The organism is Citrobacter sp. NCU1 (genome assembly GCF_010231475.1).
GTDB lineage: Bacteria > Pseudomonadota > Gammaproteobacteria > Enterobacterales > Enterobacteriaceae > Citrobacter_D.
This window is the reverse complement of the sequence record NZ_NRDO01000004.1, coordinates 164,699-186,155: the sequence shown is the minus strand read 5'-3', so window position 1 is coordinate 186,155 and position 21,457 is coordinate 164,699. Positions and strand designations below refer to the sequence as shown.

Sequence of the window (21,457 nt, the reverse complement as noted above, 5' to 3'; positions counted from 1 at the left end):
GAATGATTTTAAACGTTTTCTGATAAGTCTGCTGTGACGCTCCCTTGATGTTGCGTTTTTCCAGCCAGGTAACGCGTTTTAAAACGGGAGAAGTGCTCGCCCAGACTGCATGCGGCTTTGGCGTCGCCAGCCAGATCCAGCAGAGCAATGGCCACTTCGGCGGTGCAGTATTGTCCCTGAGCATGGACTTCGCGCAGGTGATAAGCGGAAAGTCGTGACAGATCGACTGAAATCACCGGCAGGTTGTCGAGATAAGGGCTCTTGCGAAACATTTTACGCGCTTCCGGCCAGGTTCCGTCGAGCATAATAAACAGCGGCGGTTTGTCCGTTGGTGGCGTGAAAATCACTTCGCGCTCTTCACCCGCGTAGGAGGCTGGGAACACCACCATCGGTTGATAATCCGGGTTTTTCACCAGATCGAGTAGCGCCTGCGGTGGTTCTGTGCGCGACCATTGAAATGCGGTGGTATCGGGTAAAATATCCGCAATTAAACGCCCCGTATTGCTGGGCTTCATCGGTTCGGTATCAAACATCACCAGACAAAAGCGGCTGTTCGCTTGCGAAGTCGTTAGCGTATCGCACAGACACTGTTTCAATGGCAGCAAGCATCGTTGACAGCGACGAATGCGGTTGCCTCTGGCAAGAAAAGGACGCGTGGCGCGCGCGAGGCGTTCGGCGCGTAACTGGAGTACTGCGTTATCAGTCATGGGAGAATGCGTTGAAAAACGCTATTGTCGCAGAGGTGAAAACGGGGCACAAGATGCGCCCCGGTGAGATTACAGTGATTCGTTAAGCCAGCTATCAAAAGGCGCTTTTGGCACCGCGCCATTCAGCATGTCGACAACTTCGCCTTTCTTGAAAATCATGATGGTTGGGATACTACGAATGCCAAAACGGGCGCTAAGTTCACGTTCTGCTTCCGTATTCACTTTGACAAAGCGAACTTTGCCGCTGCGCTCTTCGGCGACATCTTCAAATATCGGGGCAAAATTACGGCATGGGCCGCACCACGGCGCCCAGAAATCGACCACCACAGGAAGATCGTCCTTCAGCAATTTATCCAGCGTTTCACCGGTCGCATTAATCACTTCTCCATCAAACAGGTCGTGACCACAGCGTCCGCATTTTGCCGCTTCCTCAATACGATCATCGGGAATGCGGTTAATAGCCTGGCAGCGGGTACAAACGGTATTCATAACTAACCTCTGAAAGAGTAGGGTAGACTTTTCGACAGTGACGTCGGTATGTTTCTATTATGTTACATATTATCGGGGAGACTGTTTTAAACAACAATGTGTTTTATTCGATGAGTACAATAGTCATTAGCTTTTAAATGAAATAATGGCTAACCGATGACACATCAGGTAATCTGCGCGCTTCGCGCAGCGCAGGTGGAGAAAAGAAATGAGCGACGAACTGAAGAACAAAAACGGCAAGGTCAAAGTGATGTACGTCCGCAGTGATGATGACTCGGACAAACGCACTCAAAATCCACGTACTGGTAAAGGCGGCGGTCGCCCCGGTACTTCCCGAGCCGAAGGCGGTCGTCGCCCTGCCCGTGATGACAGAAGGGGCCCGAACAGCGAACGCGGTCGTGAACGTGGTCGTGACCGCGATGTTGAACGCGACCGTAAACGTGAAGATTCACCGTGGCGTACTGTTTCCCGTGCTCCGGGCGATGAGACGACGGAAAAGGCCGATCACGGCGGAATCAGCGGCAAAAGTTTTATCGATCCTGAAGTATTGCGTCGCCAACGTGCGGAAGAGACCCGTGTTTACGGCGAGAATGCCTGTCAGGCACTGTTCCAGAGCCGACCGGATGCGATTGTACGTGCCTGGTTTATTCAGAGTGTGACCCCGCGTTTTAAAGAAGCGCTACGCTGGATGGCGGCAAACCGTAAGGCCTATCACGTGGTTGACGAAGCGGAACTGGCGAAAGCCTCCGGTACTGAACACCACGGCGGCGTCTGTTTCCTGATCAAAAAACGCAATGGTACGACAGTTAAGCAGTGGGTAAACCAGGCAGGGGCACAGGATTGTGTGCTGGCGCTGGAAGATATTGCTAACCCGCATAACCTTGGCGGGATGATGCGTAGCTGTGCGCACTTTGGCGTGAAAGGCGTCGTGGTGCAGGATGCCGCGCTGCTGGAATCCGGGGCGGCGATCCGTACTGCTGAAGGTGGCGCAGAGCACGTGCAGCCGATCACGGGTGACAGCCTGGTTGACGTGCTGGATGATTTCCGTCAGGCGGGTTATACCGTGGTCACAACCTCCAGTTCGCAGGGTAAACCGCTGTTTGCTACTACACTGCCAGAGAAAATGGTGCTGGTGTTAGGTCGTGAACGTGACGCCTTGCCGGAAGCCGCACTTTCTGCAGACGACCTGTGCGTTGCGATTGACGGTACGGGTAATGTTGACACGCTCAACGTTTCGGTGGCGACAGGTGTGTTGCTTGCTGAGTGGTGGCGTCAAAACAAAGCGTAATAACGCTTTGTGTGTTGGCCGGATAAAGCGCTTGCGCTGCCATCCGGCCATATGCCCGGTGGTGCGACGCTTACCGGGCTTACAACCTGCACTATGTTATTCACCCTTCTCCGGTAAAACGGGCATCCAGTCAATGGGCTTTTCGCCACGCTGTTCCAGCCACTGATTTGCCAGAACAAAATGATTGCTGCCAAAGAAGCCGCGATGTGCAGACAGCGGCGACGGATGAGGCGCTTTCAACACGTGATGACGTTGGGTGTCAATAATGGCGCCTTTCTTCTGCGCGTGCGAACCCCAGAGCAAAAAGACCACGCCTTCCCGATGCTCATTAATCAGACTGATGACTTTATCGGTGAACGTTTCCCAGCCGAGGCTGGCGTGTGAATGCGCCTGACCTGCCCGTACGGTTAGTACGGTATTCAGCAGTAACACTCCCTGGCGCGCCCAACTTTCCAGATAACCATGCGTGGGGCGGGTAAATCCTGGTATTGAGGCCTCCAGCTCCTTATACATATTTAACAGTGACGGAGGCGTGGCGATCCCGGGTAGCACTGAGAAGGCAAGACCATGCGCCTGGCCGGGTCCATGATAGGGGTCTTGTCCCAGAATCACGACCTTAACATCACTCAGTTCAGTGAAGCGAAACGCATTGAAGACATCCTTTTGCGGCGGGTAAATCGTCATTCCCGACTGACGTTCTCCAGCGACGGTATGTAGCGTGTTAACAAAGTAAGGCTGCTGCTTTTCATCAGCCAGTACGTCATGCCAGGTTAATTCGGTGGCCATCTCGCTCTCCTGCGAATTTTTCAATGTGCCTAGCTTAACTGCTTCTTTCTACGGCGCAAAATTCTGCATGTCGCAATGCCGGACTTCTCCTAAAGAATGTTGAAAATTTATGTAAAAAGTTTATCAGTGCGCGAAGCGTAAGTTGATGTAAAACAATAAAATCCACCCATCACCCTTTTTACTGTGTGGTTTTTATTGATTTAAATCAATGAATCGAGGGTGTGTGAGGGGTATATATACACTCAAGCAACAATGGTTTTACCAATTGGCCGCGATGGGCCAACCGAAATCAAATAATTTTGCCGGGGAGGCATCACATGATTACAGGTATCCAGATTACTAAAGCTGCTAACGACGACCTGCTGAACTCTTTCTGGCTGCTGGACAGCGAAAAAGGCGAAGCGCGCTGCATCGTTGCGAAAGCAGGTTTCTCTGCAGATGAAGTCGTTGCCGTTAGCAAACTGGGCGAAATCGAATACCGTGAAGTTCCGGTAGATGTACAGCCGGAAGTTCGCGTGGAAGGTGGTCAGCACCTGAACGTTAACGTTCTGCGTCGCGAAACACTGGAAGATGCGGTTAAGCATCCGGAAAAATATCCGCAACTGACTATCCGTGTTTCTGGCTATGCTGTGCGTTTTAACTCTCTGACGCCAGAACAGCAGCGCGACGTTATCGCTCGTACCTTTACTGAGAGCCTGTAAGGCTCACGGGGATATTCCCCGGTAATCCGATACTCAAAAGCGGAGGATGCAAGCGCATCTTCCGCTTTTTGCATTCCATCAGTAAAAAATCCGCACTGCGCAGTAGACTAACAACAACGCCAGAACACCATTCAACTGACGGCCATAGCGGCGGAAAACCGTCTGAAAAATATGCCCGGCCAGCGCCCAGCACACATTGCCAAAAGTCCCGATGATCGCCAGTAACAGGCTGACACCGATCACCCAATTCAACTCTTTTGTATGCGGCAGTACAAAAGTGGAGAGTGCGGTAATACCGTACAAAATGATTTTGACGTTGACGAACTGCAAACCAAAACTCGCCCAAAAACCGATCGGTTTTGACGTTGCGTTCCCCCCGGAAGTCGGGCTGGTGGCAATTTTATACGCCAGCCACAGAATATAGGCCGCGCCTGCCCAGCTCAGTAAATGGACGATGGCGGGATCGATAATAGCGAGCGAAAACGAGATCCCGGCGCACAGCAACATGATGATTAAAAATCCCAGACTCATTCCCGCCAGCACGCGAGTGCTCTGGCGAAAACCATGCTGGGTAACGGAACTGAGCGCAAGGATATTGTTGGGTCCAGGGGTCAGGGCTGTAATCAATGTATAGGTCCAAAATGCACTTAAAAGGGTCGGTGTCACTTGTCATCTCCTCTGTTTTAGCCGACAGTACCCGATATGAAACATTTAAAAAAATGAATGTTTTTAAACTCTGAATTCGATAACTTCGATAGGTTGGTGATTATGGATCTGCGGCGATTCATTACGTTGAAAACGGTCGTGGAAGAAGGCTCGTTTTTACGCGCTTCGCAAAAGCTTTGCTGTACACAATCGACCGTGACTTTTCATATTCAACAGCTGGAGCGGGAATTCTCTCTGCAACTGTTTGAGAAGATAGGGCGGCGAATGTGCCTTACCACGGAAGGAAAGAAACTGATGCCGCACATCCACGATCTGACCCGCGTCATGGAGTCGATTCGGGAAGCGGCAAGGCAGGATTCGGAACCTGGCGGGGAGCTTCGTATTGCGACAGGAGAAACACTGCTGGCCTATAAAATGCCGCAGGTTTTGCAACGTTTTAAGCAACGCTCGCCCAATGTTCAGTTGTCGTTGCAGTCGCTCAACTGCTACGTGATCCGCGACGCATTACTTAATGACGATGTTGATCTGGGGATTTTTTATCGGGTCGGTAATGATGATGCGCTTGAGATGAAGCCGCTGGGGGAACAATCCCTGGTGCTGGTGGCATCTCCGTTACTCCAGAATGTCGATTTTACCCAAGAAGGTCGACACATAGCCTGTAGCTTTATCATCAATGAGCCACAGTGCATTTTCCGCCAGCTGTTTGAAGGAATACTGCGTCAGCGGCGGGTAACGATGCAAAATACCATCGAATTGTGGAGTATTGAGAGTATCAAACAGTGTGTAGCGGCAAATCTGGGGGTGAGCTTTTTACCCCGATTCGCCGTTGAACGAGAGTTGCGTTCAGGGGAATTGAAAGAGCTGCCATTCGATACGACCCCACCGTCAATCATGGCGCTGTGCGCGCACCATGCGGGGAAAGCCATCAGTCCGGCAATGCAGATTTTTATGGAGTGCGTTGAGACCTGTTTTTCAGCAGGGGATAAAAAAATGCCGGGCTAAATTACCCGGCGATTTTTTTACTCTTCGTTCTTCTGCGGTGGTGTACCCGCGTTGGCAGGCTTGCGACGCTTACCGATATTTTTCGCATCACGGTGACGTATCTTCACGCGTGGCTTCTCTTTGTCTTTCTCTTTTTTCTTCTCAGCGCGTTTAGCCAGCACTTTTTTAGACGGTTTGCCGGTCAGTTTCTCACTCGGCGCACGCGTTTTCGGGCGAAGTTCATCAATGACACGCGCTTTCAGCGGTTCTTCAATGTAGCGACCGATTTTTAACAGCAGCAGGTGATCGTGGGTTTCGACCAGAGAAATGGCGGTACCTTTGCGACCAGCGCGGCCTGTACGGCCGATACGGTGCAGATAGGTATCCCCACTGCGCGGCATATCAAAGTTAATGACGTGACTAACGTCAGGAATATCGATACCGCGCGCGGCAACGTCGGTGGCAACCAGTACGTTTACGCGACCGTCGGTGAGTCGCTTAATGCCTTCGTTGCGTTTGATCTGCGGCATCTCGCCTTCGAGATAGCAGTTGTTGATCCCTGCTGCACGTAGCATCTCGGCAAGTTCGTGTACGCGCTCGCGCTTACGCACAAACACGATAGTACGTGTGGCATCATCTTGTTTTAGCAGGTGCTTTAACAGTTCTACCTTGTGCTCTAAATTATCGGCACGGTAGTACCATTGATGGATCTTTTTACGCTCGCGTGTGGACGGCGTGGCAGAGACTTCAACCGGTTCTTCCAGCAGGCGCTCAGCAAAATCTTTAATGGCATCGCCTTCAAGCGTCGCGGAGAACAGCATTGTCTGGTTACGCCAGCGCGTTTCCCCAGCGATATGTTCAATGTCCTGAGCAAAACCCATGTCCAGCATACGATCGGCTTCGTCGAGGATCAGGGTTTCGACGGCGCGGCAGTCGAAGTTTTCTTCTTTAATATACTGCAGAAGGCGACCGGTGGTGGCGACCACGATGTCCTGGTTTTCGCTAAACACTTCCGCGTGGTTCATGTATGCCACGCCTCCGGTGATGGTGGCGATATCCAGATGAGTGTGTTTCGCCAGTTCACGGGCGTGATCGGCAACCTGCATCGCCAGTTCGCGGGTTGGCGTCAGAATTAAAATTCGCGGTGGACCGGATTTTTTACGCGGGAAGTCGAGCAAGTGCTGCAACGCTGGCAGCAGATATGCCGCCGTTTTACCGGTGCCTGTTGGCGCAGAACCGAGTACATCACGGCCATCGAGCGCAGGCGGAATGGCGGCAGCCTGAATGGCGGTCGGGCGAGTGAAACCTTTATCCTGGAGAGCTTCCAGCAGGCTTTCATCGAGTTCAAGTTCGGAAAAAGTCGTTACAGTCATGTTCTACCTCTGTGTGGGGCGCTGATTATAGACGTTACGGCTGCAATCTTCATCTGTTTGTATGGATATCGCTTCTCAGGTATTGTTTTCACCCGGTGCTATTGCCGTTTTTCCTGCAAGGTTGTGTTTTCATGCCCCAGTCTACATCCGTCGTTCGTCGTAATGGATTTACTTTTAAGCAGTTTTTTGTGGCGCACGACCGTTGCGCGATGAAAGTGGGAACTGACGGCATTCTCTTAGGTGCCTGGGCGCCTGTCGCGGGCGTAAAGCGAGTCCTTGATATTGGTACGGGGAGTGGGCTGCTGGCGCTAATGTTAGCGCAGCGTACGGACGAAAACGTCATCATTGATGCTGTAGAACTGGACGCCGCTGCCGCCGAACAAGCGCAGGAGAATATTTTGCAGTCGCCGTGGGCGCATCGCGTGACGGTACACACTGAAGACGTTCAGCAGTGGGTTCCTCGTCAGACCGTTCGTTTTGATTTGATCATCAGTAATCCTCCTTATTATGAGCAGGGTGTGGAGTGCGCGACGCCACAACGTGAACAGGCGCGTTATACCACGACGCTGGATCACCAGACGTTGTTAGCTAATGCTACGGAGTGCATTACGGAAGAGGGATTCTTTTGCGTTGTGTTGCCGGAACAGATTGGCAACACCTTCACGCAGCAGGCGTTAAGCATGGGCTGGCATTTGCGGTTGCGAACAGATGTTGCGGAAACGGAAGCTCGCTTGCCGCATCGGGTACTGTTGGCGTTTTCCCCACAGGCCGGAGAGTGTTTTAGCGATCGGATGGTGATCCGTGGGCCAGACCAGCGTTACTCTGAAAGTTACACGGCGCTGACCCAGGCGTTTTATCTGTTTATGTGATTGCTTAATGGAGAGAGCACCGATGGGCCGGATTCAGGCAACAACGCGGGATAATCCAGCGTGTAATGCAATCCCCGGCTCTCTTTACGCTGCATCGCACAGCGAACGATAAGTTCGGCCACCTGCACCAGATTACGCAGTTCCAGTAAATTGTTCGACACACGGAAATTGGCGTAATACTCGTCGATCTCCTGCTGCAGCATGGTGATACGGCGCAGGGCGCGCTCCAGACGTTTTGTGGTGCGGACAATACCGACATAGTCCCACATAAACAGGCGCAGTTCGTGCCAGTTATGCTGAATGACCACCAGTTCATCCGGATTCTCAACGCGGCTTTCATCCCAGGCTGGGAGTTGGTTAACGCCACGGGCATACGGCATGCGGCGGTCAATATCTTCAGCCGCTGACCAGCCGTATACCAGACATTCCAGCAGTGAATTAGAGGCCATGCGGTTTGCGCCGTGCAGACCGGTGTAGCTCACTTCACCGATCGCATACAGACCATCGACATCGGTTCGGCCAAAGTCGTCCACCATGACGCCGCCGCAGGTATAGTGCGCGGCAGGAACGATGGGCACTGGCTCTTTGGTGAGATCAATCCCCAGACCTAACAGCTTTTCATAAATCATCGGGAAGTGCTGACGGACAAACTCAGCGGGTTTATGACTGATGTCGATGAACATACAATCTGCGCCAAGACGCTTCATTTCATGATCGATGGCCCGGGCGACAATATCGCGCGGCGCCAGTTCGCCACGTTCATCAAAGTCCGGCATAAATCGTGTGCCGTCAGGACGTTTAAGGTGCGCCCCTTCGCCGCGCAGTGCTTCGGTGAGCAGGAAATTTCTCGCCTGTGGGTGATACAGCGCCGTGGGGTGAAACTGATTAAACTCGAGGTTAGCGACGCGGCATCCGGCGCGCCAGGCCATAGCAATACCATCGCCTGAAGAGATATCCGGGTTGGTGGTGTATTGATACACCTTTGATGCCCCGCCCGTTGCCAGTACCACCGATTTAGCATGGCAGGTTTCGACGGTTTCTTTATTACGATTCCAGATCCATGCGCCTACCACCCGGCGGGTTCCTGGCAAACCAATTTTGTCGGAGATAATTAAATCAACGGCGTTGCTGCGTTCCAGAACACGGATATTAGGATGGTGTTGCGCTTTGCTGACCAGCGTGGTCTCGACTTCTTTGCCGGTAGCATCGGCAGCATGCAGAATGCGGCGATGGCTATGTCCACCCTCGCGGGTCAGGTGGTAGCTTTCTTCCCCATTAGCCTGAACGTGGGTGTCAAACAGGACGCCTTGATCAATCAGCCATTGAACACATGAACGGGCATTGCTGGCGACGAACTCCACTGCATGACGATCGCAGATACCGGCGCCTGCAACCAACGTATCTTCGACGTGGGAGTCAATGCTGTCGGTCTCATCGAAAACCGCGGCAATACCGCCCTGCGCATAAAATGTCGAACCTTCGCTGACAGGTCCTTTACTCAGAACAATGACCTGATGCTTTTCAGCCAGGCGCAGCGCCAGAGAGAGTCCGGCAGCACCGCTGCCAATAATCAACACGTCACAGGATAGTTCAGGAATCGTATTCATTGTGTTTGTTTAATTTACTAAACAGTGTTTGGTCAGCATAGCACCACACTGGGTTTTTCAGCACGTTTTATTTTTATATGTGTTGCAACCACTAAACATGAAAGGATAAGACAGTGAGATGCAAAATACGGAAAATATTTTGCGAAGCAGGTCGTTAGCGCCAGATTATGTGATGAAAAAAAGGCGCTGTTGGGTTACTCTGCAAGCGACTAAATGGGCATTTCTAAACAGATAGTGCGTTGTTCAGACTCTGTAGACTTATAATGAGAGATAATGACCTGTCTACAACATGACAAACAAAAACAAATGCGTAACGGAACTTTACGAAACTCTGACACTCTAAGCTATTGCTTGCTCATAGTGCGGCTGATGGAGTGGCGTTTCGAGAACGCGTGGAAATTTGGTTTGGGGAGACTTTACCTCGGATGAGCGAGCAGTTAACGGACCAGGTCCTGGTTGAACGGGTCCAGAAGGGAGATCAGAAAGCCTTTAATTTACTGGTGGTACGCTACCAGCATAAAGTGGCGAGTCTGGTTTCCCGCTATGTGCCGTCGGGCGATGTTCCCGATGTGGTGCAAGAGTCATTTATTAAGGCCTATCGCGCGCTGGATTCTTTCCGGGGAGATAGTGCTTTTTATACCTGGCTATATCGAATTGCAGTCAATACAGCTAAGAATTACCTGGTCGCTCAGGGGCGTCGCCCGCCATCCAGTGATGTGGATGCGATTGAAGCAGAAAACTTCGAAAGTGGCGGTGCGCTGAAAGAAATTTCGAACCCTGAGAACTTAATGTTGTCAGAAGAGCTGAGACAGATAGTTTTCCGAACTATTGAGTCCCTCCCGGAAGATTTACGCATGGCAATTACCTTGCGGGAGCTAGATGGCCTAAGCTATGAAGAGATAGCTGCTATCATGGATTGTCCGGTGGGTACGGTGCGTTCTCGTATCTTCCGAGCGCGGGAAGCTATTGATAATAAAGTTCAACCGCTTATCAGGCGTTGACGATAGCGGGATACTGGAAAAGGTATTAGGCATGCAGAAAGAGAAACTTTCCGCTTTAATGGATGGCGAAACGCTGGATAATGAGCTGCTTAAAGCGCTGACTCATGACCCGGAAATGCAGAAAACATGGGAGAGTTATCACCTAATCCGCGATTCCATGCGCGGAGATACCGCTGATGTTCTCCATTTCGATATTTCCGCGCGCGTTATGGCCGCGATTGAAAGCGAGCCCGTACGCCAGGCGACGCCGTTGATCCCTGAGGCCCAACCCGCACCGCACCAGTGGCAAAAAATGCCTTTCTGGAAGAAAATGCGTCCGTGGGCGGCGCAACTCACCCAAATGGGCGTAGCGGCATGCGTATCGCTTGCAGTTATTGTTGGCGTCCAGCACTATAACGGACAATCTGAAACGTCCCAGCAGCCTGAAACACCGGTATTTAACACCTTGCCAATGATGGGTAAGGCGAGTCCGGTAAGTCTGGGGGTACCTTCCGATGCAACAGCCAGCGGTGGCCAGCAACAGCAGGTACAGGAACAGCGTCGTCGTATCAATGCCATGCTGCAGGATTACGAACTGCAACGTCGACTGCACTCCGAACAGCTTCAGTTTGAGCAGGCGCAAACACAGCAAGCCGCTGTGCAGGTGCCAGGAATTCAAACTTTAGGAACGCAATCGCAGTAATGAAGCAAATTTGGTTTGCCATGTCACTTGTGACAGGTAGCCTGTTCTTCTCTGCTAACGCCTCGGCCAATCCTGCGTCCGGGGCGTTATTGCAGCAGATGAATCTGGCCAGCCAGTCACTCACTTACGAGCTGTCATTCGTCAGCATCAATAAACAAGGCGTTGAGTCTCTGCGTTATCGGCATGCGCGCCTCGATAACCGTCCGCTTGCACAATTGTTGCAACTGGATGGCCCGCGCCGGGAAGTCGTCCAGCGTGGAAACGAAATCAGCTATTTCGAGCCTGGGCTTGAGCCGTTCACCTTAAACGGTGACTACATCGTTGATTCCCTGCCTTCTCTCGTCTATACCGACTTTAAGCGACTCGCTCCCTATTATGATTTTATCTCTGTCGGGAAAACGCGTATTGCTGACCGTTTGTGCGAAGTGATCCGTGTTGTGGCGCGTGATGGTACCCGCTATAGCTACATCGTATGGATGGACGCAGAGACCCGCTTACCGATGAGGGTTGATCTACTGGATCGAGATGGTGAAACACTCGAACAATTCCGAGTGATCGCTTTCAACGTGAACAATGATATCGGGAATACGATGCAGACCCTGGCAAAAGCTAACCTGCCGCCTCTGCTTTCTGTTCCGACTGGAGAAAAGACCAATTTCAACTGGAGCCCCTCCTGGCTTCCGCAAGGATTCAGCGAAATTTCCAGTAGCCGACGTCCGATTCCGACCATGGATATGCCCATTGAATCTCGTCTGTATTCTGATGGTTTGTTCAGTTTCTCGGTGAACGTTAACCGCGCGACGCAAACCAGTACCGATCAACTGCTGCGTACCGGGCGTAGAACGGTAAGCACCAGCGTGCGTGACAACGCAGAAATCACCGTTGTGGGTGAGCTCCCGCCGCAAACCGCCAAACGCATTGCAGACAACATTAAGTTCAGGGCCGCGCAATGATCAAAGAGTGGGCAACGGTTGTCTCCTGGCAGGATGGTCAGGCGAGGGTGAGTTGTGATGTTAAGGCATCATGCAGCAGTTGTGCTTCTCGCGCGGGATGCGGCACTCGAGTGTTGAATAAACTGGGACCCCAAACGACGCATACGATTGTGGTCCCGAGTGCCGAACCGTTGGTGCCGGGGCAAAAAGTCGAACTGGGTATTGCCGAAGGGAGCCTGCTGGGGTCAGCAATGTTGGTTTACCTGTCGCCGCTGGCTGGGCTTTTTCTGTTTGCTTCCCTGTTTCAGCTATTGTTCGGCTCAGACATCGCTTCATTGAGCGGCGCGATATTAGGCGGAGTCGGGGGATTTTTGCTTGCGCGCGGTTTCTCCCGCAAACTGGCAAAACGAGAAGCCTGGCAACCGGTGATTCTGAACGTTGCTCTACCGCCGGGAATGCTCCGCGTCGAGACCCCTTCAACCGAAACGAGCCAGTGATATCACTGGCTTTGTTGTATTTTGCATTGCAAAAGCGATGTTGTTTCCAGTTCCCGCTATCCTTGCTCTATGAACATTTCCTCGCCTCAGCGTTGTAGTGTAGAATGCGGCGTTTCACTTAAACAGACGTTAAGCTCAGAACAGCGACTTCTCAAAGCCTGTCGAACCAGGCGTAAGGCACAATAATTACTCTATATGAAGAACATACGTAACTTTTCAATCATAGCTCACATCGACCACGGTAAATCGACGCTGTCTGACCGTATTATCCAGATCTGCGGTGGCCTGTCTGACCGTGAAATGGAAGCGCAGGTTCTCGACTCGATGGATCTTGAGCGTGAGCGCGGTATTACTATCAAAGCGCAGAGCGTGACGCTCGATTTCAAAGCATCTGATGGTGAAACCTATCAGCTTAACTTTATCGACACCCCAGGCCACGTTGACTTCTCGTATGAAGTTTCCCGTTCACTGGCGGCGTGTGAAGGTGCATTGCTGGTGGTAGACGCCGGACAGGGCGTAGAAGCGCAAACCCTGGCAAACTGCTATACCGCCATGGAAATGGATCTGGAAGTGGTTCCGGTCCTTAACAAAATTGACTTACCTGCCGCCGATCCTGAACGTGTGGCAGAAGAGATTGAAGACATTGTCGGCATCGACGCCACCGATGCTGTGCGCTGCTCCGCGAAAACTGGCGTTGGCGTGACCGACGTCCTGGAACGTCTGGTGCGTGATATTCCACCGCCGGAAGGTGATCCGGAAGGCCCGCTGCAGGCGCTGATCATCGACTCCTGGTTCGATAACTATCTTGGCGTTGTTTCGCTGGTGCGTATTAAAAACGGCACCATGCGTAAAGGCGACAAAATTAAAGTGATGAGCACCGGACAGGTCTACAACGCAGACCGTCTGGGCATCTTTACGCCGAAGCAGGTTGACCGCACTGAGCTGAAATGCGGCGAGGTAGGTTGGCTGGTATGCGCCATTAAAGACATCCTCGGCGCACCGGTTGGCGATACGCTGACGCAGGCGCGTAACCCGGCAGAAAAAGCGCTGCCAGGATTTAAAAAGGTTAAACCGCAGGTTTATGCGGGTCTGTTCCCGGTCAGTTCAGACGATTACGAAAACTTCCGCGACGCGCTCGGTAAACTGAGCCTGAACGACGCCTCTCTGTTCTACGAGCCGGAAAGCTCAACGGCGCTGGGCTTCGGCTTCCGCTGTGGCTTCCTGGGGCTGTTGCACATGGAGATCATTCAGGAGCGTCTGGAGCGTGAATACGATCTGGATCTGATCACCACCGCACCGACGGTAGTGTATGAAGTGGAAACGACGGCGAAAGAGACTATCTATGTCGATAGCCCGTCCAAACTGCCGCCGCTGAATAACATTTATGAGCTGCGCGAACCTATCGCGGAATGTCACATGCTGCTGCCGCAGGCTTACCTGGGCAACGTTATCACGCTGTGTATCGAGAAGCGTGGCGTACAGACCAATATGGTTTACCACGGTAACCAGGTGGCGCTGACTTATGAAATCCCGATGGCGGAAGTGGTGCTCGACTTCTTCGACCGTCTGAAGTCAACGTCTCGTGGTTACGCTTCGCTGGACTATAACTTCAAACGCTTCCAGGCGTCAGACATGGTGCGTGTTGACGTGTTGATTAACAACGAGCGTGTAGATGCGCTGGCGTTGATCACCCACCGTGGCAATTCGCAAAGCCGTGGTCGCGAGTTGGTTGAGAAGATGAAAGAGCTCATCCCGCGCCAGCAGTTTGATATTGCTATCCAGGCCGCGATTGGGACGCACATTATTGCGCGTTCAACGGTGAAGCAGTTGCGTAAGAACGTGTTGGCGAAGTGCTATGGCGGTGATATCAGCCGTAAGAAAAAACTGCTGCAGAAGCAGAAAGAAGGTAAAAAACGAATGAAGCAGATCGGTAACGTAGAGCTGCCTCAGGAAGCGTTTCTCGCCATTCTGCATGTCGGTAAAGACAGCAAATAACCCTAAGGAGTTGGCATGGCGAATATGTTTGCCCTGATTCTGGTGATTGCCACACTGGTGACGGGCATTTTATGGTGTGTGGATAAATTTATCTTCGCGCCAAAACGTCGGGAGCGTCAGGCAGCGGCACAAGCCGCTGTTAATGAGTCACTGGACAAAGCCACGCTAAAAAAAGTGGCGCCTAAGCCCGGCTGGCTGGAAACCGGTGCGTCGGTGTTTCCGGTGCTGGCTATTGTGCTGGTGGTGCGTTCATTTATTTATGAGCCTTTCCAGATCCCGTCAGGTTCGATGATGCCGACACTGTTAATCGGTGACTTTATTCTGGTGGAAAAATTCGCCTATGGAGTTAAAGACCCGATTTATCAGAAAACCTTGATTGAAACCGGTCATCCAAAACGTGGCGATATCGTGGTGTTTAAATACCCGGAAGATCCGCGTCTGGATTACATCAAACGCGCGGTCGGTTTACCGGGGGATAAAGTCACCTACGATCCGGTTTCGAAAGAAGTGACCATTCAACCTGGGTGTAGCTCAGGCCAGGCGTGTGAAAATGCGCTGGCGGTAACCTACTCCAATGTTCAGCCGAGCGATTTTGTTCAGACGTTTGCCCGTCGCAACGCAGGCGAAGCCAGCAGTGGATTCTTTGAAGTGCCGTTGAACGAAACCAAAGATAATGGTATTCGTCTGACTGAGCGCAAAGAAACGCTGGGTGAGGTAACACACCGGATTCTGACCGTGCCCATTGCACAGGATCAGGTCGGGATGTATTACCAGCAGCCGGGTCAGCAACTGGCAACCTGGATTGTGCCGCCGGGACAATACTTCATGATGGGTGATAACCGTGATAACAGCGCGGACAGCCGTTACTGGGGATTTGTACCGGAAGCAAACCTGGTCGGTAAAGCGACGGCGATCTGGATGAGTTTTGATAAACAAGAAGGTGAATGGCCTACCGGCGTGCGTTTAAGCCGTATTGGCGGTATTCATTAATTCCTGATTAATGTACATGTTGTCGTCATAATGGCGACAACATGAATTATTTATCGGATAAATTTCCCCAGACTAACGACATCCCCTGTCGTTGTGTATAGAATATTCCCCCGAAGTTTAAGGTTGGCGCCGTCTGGTCGCCACGGCACACGAAACAGCATTGGTTTCAAATACAGGTCTGTTTCGTGTGCTGGATTGTTGACGCATTCATTTATTGGTATCGCATGAACCCCATCGTAATTAATCGGCTTCAACGGAAGCTGGGCTACACTTTTACTCATCAGGAGCTGTTGCAGCAGGCATTAACCCATCGTAGTGCCAGCAGCAAACATAACGAGCGTTTAGAGTTTTTAGGCGACTCTATTTTAAGCTTTGTCATCGCTAATGCGCTGTATCACCGTTTCCCGCGTGTGGACGAAGGGGATATGAGCCGTATGCGCGCCACGCTGGTGCGTGGTAACACACTGGCGGAATTAGCCCGTGAGTTTGATTTGGGTGAATGCCTGCGTTTGGGACCGGGTGAATTGAAAAGCGGCGGCTTCCGTCGTGAATCTATTCTGGCCGATACCGTAGAAGCGTTAATTGGTGGCGTATTCCTCGACAGCGATATTCAGACCGTCGAGAAACTGATCCTTAACTGGTATCAAAGCCGTCTGGATGAAATTAGCCCGGGCGACAAACAAAAAGATCCGAAAACGCGCTTGCAGGAATATTTGCAAGGCCGTCATCTACCGTTACCGTCTTATCTGGTGGTACAGGTGCGTGGCGAAGCGCATGATCAGGAATTTACTATCCACTGCCAGGTCAGCGGCCTGAGTGAACCGGTGGTTGGCACAGGTTCAAGCCGTCGTAAGGCTGAGCAGGCTGCCGCCGAACAGGCGTTGAAAAAACTGGAGTTGGAATGAGCGAAGATAAAAGCTATTGCGGATTTATTGCCATCGTTGGTCGCCCAAACGTAGGCAAATCTACCCTATTGAATAATCTGCTTGGGCAGAAGATTTCAATTACTTCCCGTAAAGCACAAACCACACGTCACCGCATTGTCGGTATCCATACCGAAGGGGCGTATCAGGCAATTTATGTCGATACCCCGGGTTTGCATATGGAAGAAAAACGCGCCATTAACCGCCTGATGAACAAAGCGGCGAGCAGCTCCATTGGTGACGTTGAACTGGTCATTTTCGTCGTGGAAGGCACCCGCTGGACGCCAGACGATGAGATGGTGCTGAACAAACTGCGCGACGGTAAAGCGCCGGTTATCCTGGCCGTGAATAAAGTGGACAACGTGCAGGAAAAAGCGGATTTACTGCCGCACCTGCAATTCCTGGCAAGCCAGATGAATTTCCTCGATATTGTACCGATGTCTGCGGAAACGGGAATGAACGTGGATACCGTTGCGGGCATCGTGCGTAAACACCTTCCGGAGGCCATTCATCACTTCCCGGAAGATTACATCACCGATCGTTCCCAGCGCTTTATGGCGTCTGAAATCATCCGTGAAAAACTGATGCGTTTCCTGGGGGCTGAACTGCCGTACTCCGTGACCGTTGAGATTGAGCGTTTCATTACTAACGAACGCGGCGGCTACGACATCAACGGGCTTATCCTCGTTGAGCGTGAAGGGCAGAAGAAGATGGTTATTGGCAACAAAGGGGCCAAAATCAAAACCATCGGTATTGAAGCACGTAAAGATATGCAGGAAATGTTTGAAGCGCCAGTACATCTGGAACTGTGGGTGAAAGTGAAATCCGGCTGGGCCGACGACGAACGCGCGCTGCGCAGTCTCGGTTACGTTGACGATCTCTGAGGAACACCCTGATGGAGGGCTGGCAGCGCGCTTTCGTGCTACACAGTCGCCCCTGGAGCGAAACCAGCCTGATGCTGGACGTCTTCACGGAAGAGTCAGGTCGCGTGCGTCTGGTCGCTAAAGGCGCACGTTCCAAACGTTCTAATCTAAAAGGCGCTTTACAGCCTTTCACACCGCTCCTTCTACGCTTTGGCGGTCGCGGTGAGGTGAAAACCTTACGCAGCGCAGAAGCTGTCTCTCTGGCGCTTCCTCTCAGCGGTATCACGCTTTACAGTGGTCTCTACATCAACGAACTGATTTCTCGTGTACTTGAGTATGAGACTCGCTTTTCTGAACTCTTTTTTGATTATCTGAACTGTATACAAACACTGGCTGGCATCACAGGGACTCCTGAGCCCGCTCTGCGTCGCTTTGAGCTCGCATTGCTCGGTCATCTGGGGTATGGCGTGGACTTCACTCATTGCGCTGGCAGCGGTGAGCAGGTGGATGACACCATGACGTATCGCTATCGCGAAGAGAAAGGGTTTATCGCCAGCGTCGTGATTGATAACAATACCTTCACCGGACGACAGCTGAAGGCGCTTGAGGCAAGAGAATTTCCTGATGTTGATACATTGCGCGCCGCGAAACGCTTTACCCGTATGGCGTTAAAGCCGTATCTTGGTGGTAAGCCGTTAAAAAGCCGGGAACTCTTTCGGCAATTTATGCCAAAACGCGCAGTGAAAACGAATAACGATTAACGAGGATTGTCATGGCTGAACTACTGTTAGGCGTCAACATTGACCACATTGCTACTCTGCGTAATGCACGTGGCACCGCGTACCCGGATCCGGTACAGGCTGCATTTATCGCCGAACAGGCGGGGGCCGATGGCATTACTGTGCACCTGCGTGAAGATCGCCGCCACATCACAGACCGTGACGTGCGTATTCTGCGTCAAACGCTGGATACGCGCATGAATCTGGAGATGGCGGTAACGGAAGAGATGCTGGCGATTGCCATTGAGACGAAGCCGCATTTTTGCTGCCTGGTACCGGAAAAACGCCAGGAAGTCACCACAGAGGGTGGCCTGGATGTGGCTGGTCAGCGTGACAAAATGCGCGATGCCTGCAAACGTCTGGCAGAGGCTGGGATCCTCGTGTCATTGTTCATTGATGCCGATGAAGCCCAGATCAACGCTGCCGCAGAGGTAGGGGCGCCCTACATTGAAATTCATACTGGCTGCTATGCCGATGCAAAAACCGATGCTGAGCAGGCGCAGGAGCTGGCACGAATCGCCAAAGCGGCGACTTTTGCGGCAGGTCTGGGGCTGAAAGTGAATGCGGGTCACGGCCTGACGTATCACAACGTGAAAGCCATCGCGGCGTTGCCGGAAATGCACGAGCTGAATATTGGTCATGCCATTATTGGACGCGCGGTGATGAGCGGTCTGAAGGAGGCGGTTGCTGAAATGAAACGTCTGATGCTGGAAGCGCGCGGCTAATGGCGATCCTGGGGCTGGGCACGGATATTGTAGAGATTGCCCGTATTGAAGCGGTAATTTCACGGTCGGGCGATCGTCTTGCAAGAAGAGTGCTCAGCGACCATGAATGGGCCATTTGGGAAACGCACCAACAACCGGTGCGTTTTCTCGCCAAACGTTTCGCGGTAAAAGAGGCGGCGGCAAAAGCCTTTGGCACCGGAATTCGCAACGGTCTGGCGTTTAACCAGTTTGAAGTGTTTAACGATGAACTCGGCAAGCCGCGTTTGCGGTTGTGGGGGGAGGCGTTGAAACTGGCGGAAACCCTCGGTGTGACCAACATACACGTTACGCTGGCAGATGAACGACACTACGCCTGCGCCACGGTGATTATCGAGAGTTAAGCCAGGGCTGTTTTAGAGTTTGTCCGCGTGGTGCATCAGGACAAACTTATCCCACAACTGCTCCTGGGTTTCGACGTGTGCCGGATCTTTCAGAATCGTATTCGGGATCGGGCAGACTTTCTGACAGGTTGGCGTGTCGTAATGGCCGACGCATTCGGTGCATTTGTCGCTGTTAATCTCATAGATAGCATCGCCCATGGAAATGGCTTCGTTCGGGCATTCAGGTTCGCACATATCGCAATTGATGCATTTTTTGGTGATTAACAGCGCCATCAGGATACTCTCAAAACATCACAAATCGGGCGGGCATTATACGCGCATTCTTTGCTCAGACCAGTTTTTTTACCAGCGCCTCACTGTGTCTGATACGTCCCGGAGCGTGTTCTAAATCCTGTTGAATCAGCGCCATAAAAAGCACATCAGTGAGCATCATTTGAGCATGTGTGGATGAAATTGCCGCACTACGTGTGGCCTGCTCTTCTGCAATGGTATACAGGCAATGTGTGGCGCGCTGCTGCAATGCGTTAGGCGTAAACCCGGTGATGGCCAGGATTTTCCCTCCGGCCAGCAATGTTTCATCTGCTGCCAGATTAAGCTCTCTGCGTTCACCCGTGTAGGAGATGGCCAGCAGCAAATCCTCTGAAGAGAGTGCCTGAACCGTTGCCAGCAGGGCGTGCATATCGCGCTCGACGACAGCATTAAAACCTATCTTCATGAGTTTCCAGGCAAAGTTTTGCGCAACAAGGCCAGAAGCGCCCATCCCGGTCAGGACAATACGGCGGGCGCGACGTAGCATCGTCACACTCTCTATCAGCTTTTCTTCACTGTTGACGTCGAGCGTAGCGTGCATCGCCGCCACATTTTCTTTAATCAGCTTTTCGCCCACCAGACGCATGGGGTCATCGCCACGAATCAGATTGTGGACAGGAACAGACTGTGGATGCGAATTACTGACCAGCGCTTCGCTGATCGCCAGTTTGAGTGCCGGAAATCCTTTAAACCCCATTTTTTGCGCAAATTTCACGACGCTGGACTGACTGACCCCCACTTCGGCGGCAAGTTGTTGCGAGCTGAGATGCCGCGCGTTATCCGGCTGCGAAAGAAGATAATCCGCCAGCTTCTTGTCGCTTTGTGCGAGATGGGGATAACGCTGGCGAATACGGATCAAACAGTTCATGGGATCTCCTGGCGAAAACGTGATGGCGGTAGCGACACAAAATTTCACTCGCCCGAATGAATATAATATTCCATTATAGATAATTATTATGAATTAAAAATTCCTGAGGAGAAAAAATGAATCTCGGCGCGTTAGTTTCAGAAACCCGTAATCCACAGACTATGGACCTTGATGCTTTATCCACGCTTGAACTGGTTCATCGTTTTAATCAACAGGATACGCTGGTAGCGCTTGCAGTAAAAGAGACGCTGCCGGACGTTGCGCGTGCGGTCGATGCCGCGACAAATGCATTGAAGGCTGGTGGGCGCATTATTTACATGGGGGCAGGCACCAGTGGACGGCTGGGGGTGCTCGATGCTTCTGAATGCCCGCCAACCTTTGGCGTGCCGCATGGACTGGTCGTAGGATTGATTGCAGGGGGACCCGGCGCGTTGTTGAAGGCGGTTGAAGGTGCTGAAGACAGTCTGCAGTTCGGCGAGGACGATTTAAAGGCGCTCAATCTGACCGCGCAGGATCTGGTGGTTGGACTGGCGGCATCGGGCCGCACGCCCTACGTGATTGGTGGCTTGAAGTATGCCAGGCAGGTCGGATGCGCCACGGTCGCTATTTCCTGTAATCCTGGCTCTCCGATCGCGCGTGAGGCGGACATCGCGATTTCGCCAGTGGTCGGCCCTGAGGCGCTGACGGGGTCAACGCGACTGAAATCAGGTACTGCGCAAAAGCTGGTGCTCAATATGATCTCCACCGGCGCGATGGTGAAATTCGGCAAGGTATATCAAAACCTGATGGTGGATATGAAGGCCACCAACGTCAAACTGATCGACAGAGCGTGTCGCATGGTGGTGGAGGTGACAGGGATTGCGCGAGAAGAAGCGCAGGCGCTACTGAAACAAACCGATTTTGACGTTAAACCCGCCATTCTGATGGCTCTCTCCGGACTTGACGCAGCCGCCGCCAGAGAAAAACTGTCGGTTCATCAGGGATTTTTACGGGCGGCATTAGAAAACTAAAAAACGGAGACGGCGGCAGGAGAGCGAGCCATTTAT

General features: G+C 52.2%; 25 protein-coding genes. 17 read left to right on the top strand and 8 right to left on the bottom strand.

The genetic code is table 11. The features are described 5' to 3' along the window. Positions 1–8 precede the first annotated feature (8 nt). Both tapT and trxC read right to left on the bottom strand, forming a co-directional pair. The gene (tapT, locus tag CJP72_RS01610; protein ID WP_162379159.1) at positions 9–707 is read right to left on the bottom strand and encodes a tRNA-uridine aminocarboxypropyltransferase; all 699 of its coding nucleotides are present in this window, start codon (positions 705–707) and stop codon (positions 9–11) included. Positions 708–776: 69 nt separating this feature from the next. Next, positions 777–1,196, bottom strand: coding sequence for a thioredoxin TrxC (gene trxC, locus CJP72_RS01605; RefSeq protein ID WP_162379158.1), 420 nt, complete (start codon positions 1,194–1,196; stop codon positions 777–779). A gap of 208 nt (positions 1,197–1,404) precedes the next feature. Here trxC and CJP72_RS01600 point away from each other — a divergent pair, with 208 nt between their 5' ends. Continuing rightward, complete coding sequence (locus tag CJP72_RS01600) at positions 1,405–2,484, top strand: tRNA/rRNA methyltransferase (RefSeq protein ID WP_162379157.1); 1,080 nt, start codon at positions 1,405–1,407, stop codon at positions 2,482–2,484. A gap of 96 nt (positions 2,485–2,580) precedes the next feature. On the opposite strand, the gene ung is transcribed toward CJP72_RS01600, so the two are convergent. Further along, positions 2,581–3,270, bottom strand: coding sequence for a uracil-DNA glycosylase (ung, locus tag CJP72_RS01595; protein ID WP_162379156.1), 690 nt, complete (start codon positions 3,268–3,270; stop codon positions 2,581–2,583). A gap of 317 nt (positions 3,271–3,587) precedes the next feature. On the opposite strand from ung, the gene grcA reads away from it, so the two are divergent. After that, complete coding sequence (gene grcA / locus CJP72_RS01590; protein WP_096756118.1) at positions 3,588–3,971, top strand: autonomous glycyl radical cofactor GrcA; 384 nt, start codon at positions 3,588–3,590, stop codon at positions 3,969–3,971. Positions 3,972–4,049: 78 nt separating this feature from the next. On the opposite strand, the gene eamB is transcribed toward grcA, so the two are convergent. Next, on the bottom strand, positions 4,050–4,637 hold the full coding sequence (gene eamB / locus CJP72_RS01585; RefSeq protein WP_162379155.1) for a cysteine/O-acetylserine transporter: 588 nt from the start codon (positions 4,635–4,637) through the stop codon (positions 4,050–4,052). A 102-nt stretch (positions 4,638–4,739) separates the two neighbouring features. Between eamB and CJP72_RS01580 the strand changes: the two genes are divergently transcribed. Continuing rightward, the gene (locus tag CJP72_RS01580; protein ID WP_162379154.1) at positions 4,740–5,639 is read left to right on the top strand and encodes a LysR family transcriptional regulator; all 900 of its coding nucleotides are present in this window, start codon (positions 4,740–4,742) and stop codon (positions 5,637–5,639) included. 17 nt (positions 5,640–5,656) lie between these two features. On the opposite strand, the gene srmB is transcribed toward CJP72_RS01580, so the two are convergent. Beyond that, entirely contained in the window at positions 5,657–6,991 is a 1,335-nt protein-coding gene (gene srmB / locus CJP72_RS01575; protein ID WP_162379153.1) for an ATP-dependent RNA helicase SrmB, read from the bottom strand. A 131-nt stretch (positions 6,992–7,122) separates the two neighbouring features. Between srmB and trmN the strand changes: the two genes are divergently transcribed. Then, complete coding sequence (gene trmN, locus CJP72_RS01570; protein ID WP_162379152.1) at positions 7,123–7,860, top strand: tRNA(1)(Val) (adenine(37)-N(6))-methyltransferase TrmN; 738 nt, start codon at positions 7,123–7,125, stop codon at positions 7,858–7,860. On the opposite strand, the gene nadB is transcribed toward trmN, so the two are convergent. Then, positions 7,845–9,467: an L-aspartate oxidase gene (nadB, locus tag CJP72_RS01565; protein ID WP_162379151.1), complete on the bottom strand. Its 1,623-nt coding sequence runs from the start codon at positions 9,465–9,467 to the stop codon at positions 7,845–7,847. The genes trmN and nadB overlap by 16 nt on opposite strands. A gap of 273 nt (positions 9,468–9,740) precedes the next feature. Between nadB and rseD the strand changes: the two genes are divergently transcribed. The 12 genes from rseD to acpS all read left to right on the top strand — a co-directional run bounded on the left by rseD (position 9,741) and on the right by acpS (position 19,234). Then, positions 9,741–9,896: a rpoE leader peptide RseD gene (rseD, locus tag CJP72_RS01560; RefSeq protein WP_162379150.1), complete on the top strand. Its 156-nt coding sequence runs from the start codon at positions 9,741–9,743 to the stop codon at positions 9,894–9,896. Further along, the gene (rpoE, locus tag CJP72_RS01555; RefSeq protein ID WP_000003307.1) at positions 9,893–10,468 is read left to right on the top strand and encodes an RNA polymerase sigma factor RpoE; all 576 of its coding nucleotides are present in this window, start codon (positions 9,893–9,895) and stop codon (positions 10,466–10,468) included. Before rseD ends, rpoE begins: the two co-directional genes overlap by 4 nt. A gap of 31 nt (positions 10,469–10,499) precedes the next feature. After that, positions 10,500–11,150: an anti-sigma-E factor RseA gene (gene rseA, locus CJP72_RS01550; protein WP_162379149.1), complete on the top strand. Its 651-nt coding sequence runs from the start codon at positions 10,500–10,502 to the stop codon at positions 11,148–11,150. Continuing rightward, positions 11,150–12,103 carry a sigma-E factor regulatory protein RseB gene (gene rseB, locus CJP72_RS01545; RefSeq protein WP_162379148.1) on the top strand — a complete coding sequence of 318 codons (954 nt, stop codon included), beginning with the start codon at positions 11,150–11,152 and terminating at the stop codon, positions 12,101–12,103. The genes rseA and rseB overlap by 1 nt, the downstream gene beginning before the upstream one ends. Beyond that, entirely contained in the window at positions 12,100–12,579 is a 480-nt protein-coding gene (gene rseC / locus CJP72_RS01540; protein WP_162379147.1) for a SoxR-reducing system protein RseC, read from the top strand. Before rseB ends, rseC begins: the two co-directional genes overlap by 4 nt. Positions 12,580–12,774: 195 nt before the next feature. After that, on the top strand, positions 12,775–14,574 hold the full coding sequence (gene lepA, locus CJP72_RS01535; RefSeq protein ID WP_162379146.1) for a translation elongation factor 4: 1,800 nt from the start codon (positions 12,775–12,777) through the stop codon (positions 14,572–14,574). Positions 14,575–14,589: 15 nt separating this feature from the next. Continuing rightward, entirely contained in the window at positions 14,590–15,564 is a 975-nt protein-coding gene (gene lepB / locus CJP72_RS01530; RefSeq protein WP_162379145.1) for a signal peptidase I, read from the top strand. Positions 15,565–15,788: 224 nt separating this feature from the next. Beyond that, on the top strand, positions 15,789–16,469 hold the full coding sequence (gene rnc / locus CJP72_RS01525) for a ribonuclease III (protein ID WP_162379144.1): 681 nt from the start codon (positions 15,789–15,791) through the stop codon (positions 16,467–16,469). After that, a complete protein-coding gene (gene era / locus CJP72_RS01520) occupies positions 16,466–17,371 on the top strand; it encodes a GTPase Era (RefSeq protein ID WP_162379143.1) in 906 nt (301 codons plus the stop codon). Before rnc ends, era begins: the two co-directional genes overlap by 4 nt. 11 nt (positions 17,372–17,382) lie before the next feature. After that, positions 17,383–18,111, top strand: coding sequence for a DNA repair protein RecO (gene recO, locus CJP72_RS01515; protein WP_162379142.1), 729 nt, complete (start codon positions 17,383–17,385; stop codon positions 18,109–18,111). A gap of 11 nt (positions 18,112–18,122) precedes the next feature. Beyond that, positions 18,123–18,854: a pyridoxine 5'-phosphate synthase gene (gene pdxJ / locus CJP72_RS01510; RefSeq protein ID WP_162379141.1), complete on the top strand. Its 732-nt coding sequence runs from the start codon at positions 18,123–18,125 to the stop codon at positions 18,852–18,854. Then, entirely contained in the window at positions 18,854–19,234 is a 381-nt protein-coding gene (acpS, locus tag CJP72_RS01505; RefSeq protein ID WP_162379140.1) for a holo-ACP synthase, read from the top strand. Before pdxJ ends, acpS begins: the two co-directional genes overlap by 1 nt. A 12-nt stretch (positions 19,235–19,246) precedes the next feature. Here the strand turns inward: acpS and CJP72_RS01500 are convergent, their stop codons facing one another. Next, positions 19,247–19,507 carry a YfhL family 4Fe-4S dicluster ferredoxin gene (locus CJP72_RS01500; protein ID WP_162379139.1) on the bottom strand — a complete coding sequence of 87 codons (261 nt, stop codon included), beginning with the start codon at positions 19,505–19,507 and terminating at the stop codon, positions 19,247–19,249. Between the two features lie 55 nt (positions 19,508–19,562). Further along, complete coding sequence (locus tag CJP72_RS01495) at positions 19,563–20,411, bottom strand: MurR/RpiR family transcriptional regulator (RefSeq protein WP_162379138.1); 849 nt, start codon at positions 20,409–20,411, stop codon at positions 19,563–19,565. A gap of 116 nt (positions 20,412–20,527) precedes the next feature. Between CJP72_RS01495 and murQ the strand changes: the two genes are divergently transcribed. Continuing rightward, positions 20,528–21,421 (top strand): N-acetylmuramic acid 6-phosphate etherase, encoded by an 894-nt coding sequence (murQ, locus tag CJP72_RS01490; protein WP_162379137.1) that lies wholly within the window; start codon positions 20,528–20,530, stop codon positions 21,419–21,421. Positions 21,422–21,457: the final 36 nt, after the last annotated feature.

Coding starts and splice junctions, on each gene's coding strand:
- tapT (WP_162379159.1), bottom strand. CDS start 707: ATGACTGATAACGCAGTACTCCAGTTACGCGCCGAACGCCTCGCGCGC.
- trxC (WP_162379158.1), bottom strand. CDS start 1,196: ATGAATACCGTTTGTACCCGCTGCCAGGCTATTAACCGCATTCCCGAT.
- CJP72_RS01600 (WP_162379157.1), top strand. CDS start 1,405: ATGAGCGACGAACTGAAGAACAAAAACGGCAAGGTCAAAGTGATGTAC.
- ung (WP_162379156.1), bottom strand. CDS start 3,270: ATGGCCACCGAATTAACCTGGCATGACGTACTGGCTGATGAAAAGCAG.
- grcA (WP_096756118.1), top strand. CDS start 3,588: ATGATTACAGGTATCCAGATTACTAAAGCTGCTAACGACGACCTGCTG.
- CJP72_RS01580 (WP_162379154.1), top strand. CDS start 4,740: ATGGATCTGCGGCGATTCATTACGTTGAAAACGGTCGTGGAAGAAGGC.
- srmB (WP_162379153.1), bottom strand. CDS start 6,991: ATGACTGTAACGACTTTTTCCGAACTTGAACTCGATGAAAGCCTGCTG.
- trmN (WP_162379152.1), top strand. CDS start 7,123: ATGCCCCAGTCTACATCCGTCGTTCGTCGTAATGGATTTACTTTTAAG.
- nadB (WP_162379151.1), bottom strand. CDS start 9,467: ATGAATACGATTCCTGAACTATCCTGTGACGTGTTGATTATTGGCAGC.
- rseD (WP_162379150.1), top strand. CDS start 9,741: ATGACCTGTCTACAACATGACAAACAAAAACAAATGCGTAACGGAACT.
- rpoE (WP_000003307.1), top strand. CDS start 9,893: ATGAGCGAGCAGTTAACGGACCAGGTCCTGGTTGAACGGGTCCAGAAG.
- rseA (WP_162379149.1), top strand. CDS start 10,500: ATGCAGAAAGAGAAACTTTCCGCTTTAATGGATGGCGAAACGCTGGAT.
- rseB (WP_162379148.1), top strand. CDS start 11,150: ATGAAGCAAATTTGGTTTGCCATGTCACTTGTGACAGGTAGCCTGTTC.
- rseC (WP_162379147.1), top strand. CDS start 12,100: ATGATCAAAGAGTGGGCAACGGTTGTCTCCTGGCAGGATGGTCAGGCG.
- lepA (WP_162379146.1), top strand. CDS start 12,775: ATGAAGAACATACGTAACTTTTCAATCATAGCTCACATCGACCACGGT.
- lepB (WP_162379145.1), top strand. CDS start 14,590: ATGGCGAATATGTTTGCCCTGATTCTGGTGATTGCCACACTGGTGACG.
- rnc (WP_162379144.1), top strand. CDS start 15,789: ATGAACCCCATCGTAATTAATCGGCTTCAACGGAAGCTGGGCTACACT.
- era (WP_162379143.1), top strand. CDS start 16,466: ATGAGCGAAGATAAAAGCTATTGCGGATTTATTGCCATCGTTGGTCGC.
- recO (WP_162379142.1), top strand. CDS start 17,383: ATGGAGGGCTGGCAGCGCGCTTTCGTGCTACACAGTCGCCCCTGGAGC.
- pdxJ (WP_162379141.1), top strand. CDS start 18,123: ATGGCTGAACTACTGTTAGGCGTCAACATTGACCACATTGCTACTCTG.
- acpS (WP_162379140.1), top strand. CDS start 18,854: ATGGCGATCCTGGGGCTGGGCACGGATATTGTAGAGATTGCCCGTATT.
- CJP72_RS01500 (WP_162379139.1), bottom strand. CDS start 19,507: ATGGCGCTGTTAATCACCAAAAAATGCATCAATTGCGATATGTGCGAA.
- CJP72_RS01495 (WP_162379138.1), bottom strand. CDS start 20,411: ATGAACTGTTTGATCCGTATTCGCCAGCGTTATCCCCATCTCGCACAA.
- murQ (WP_162379137.1), top strand. CDS start 20,528: ATGAATCTCGGCGCGTTAGTTTCAGAAACCCGTAATCCACAGACTATG.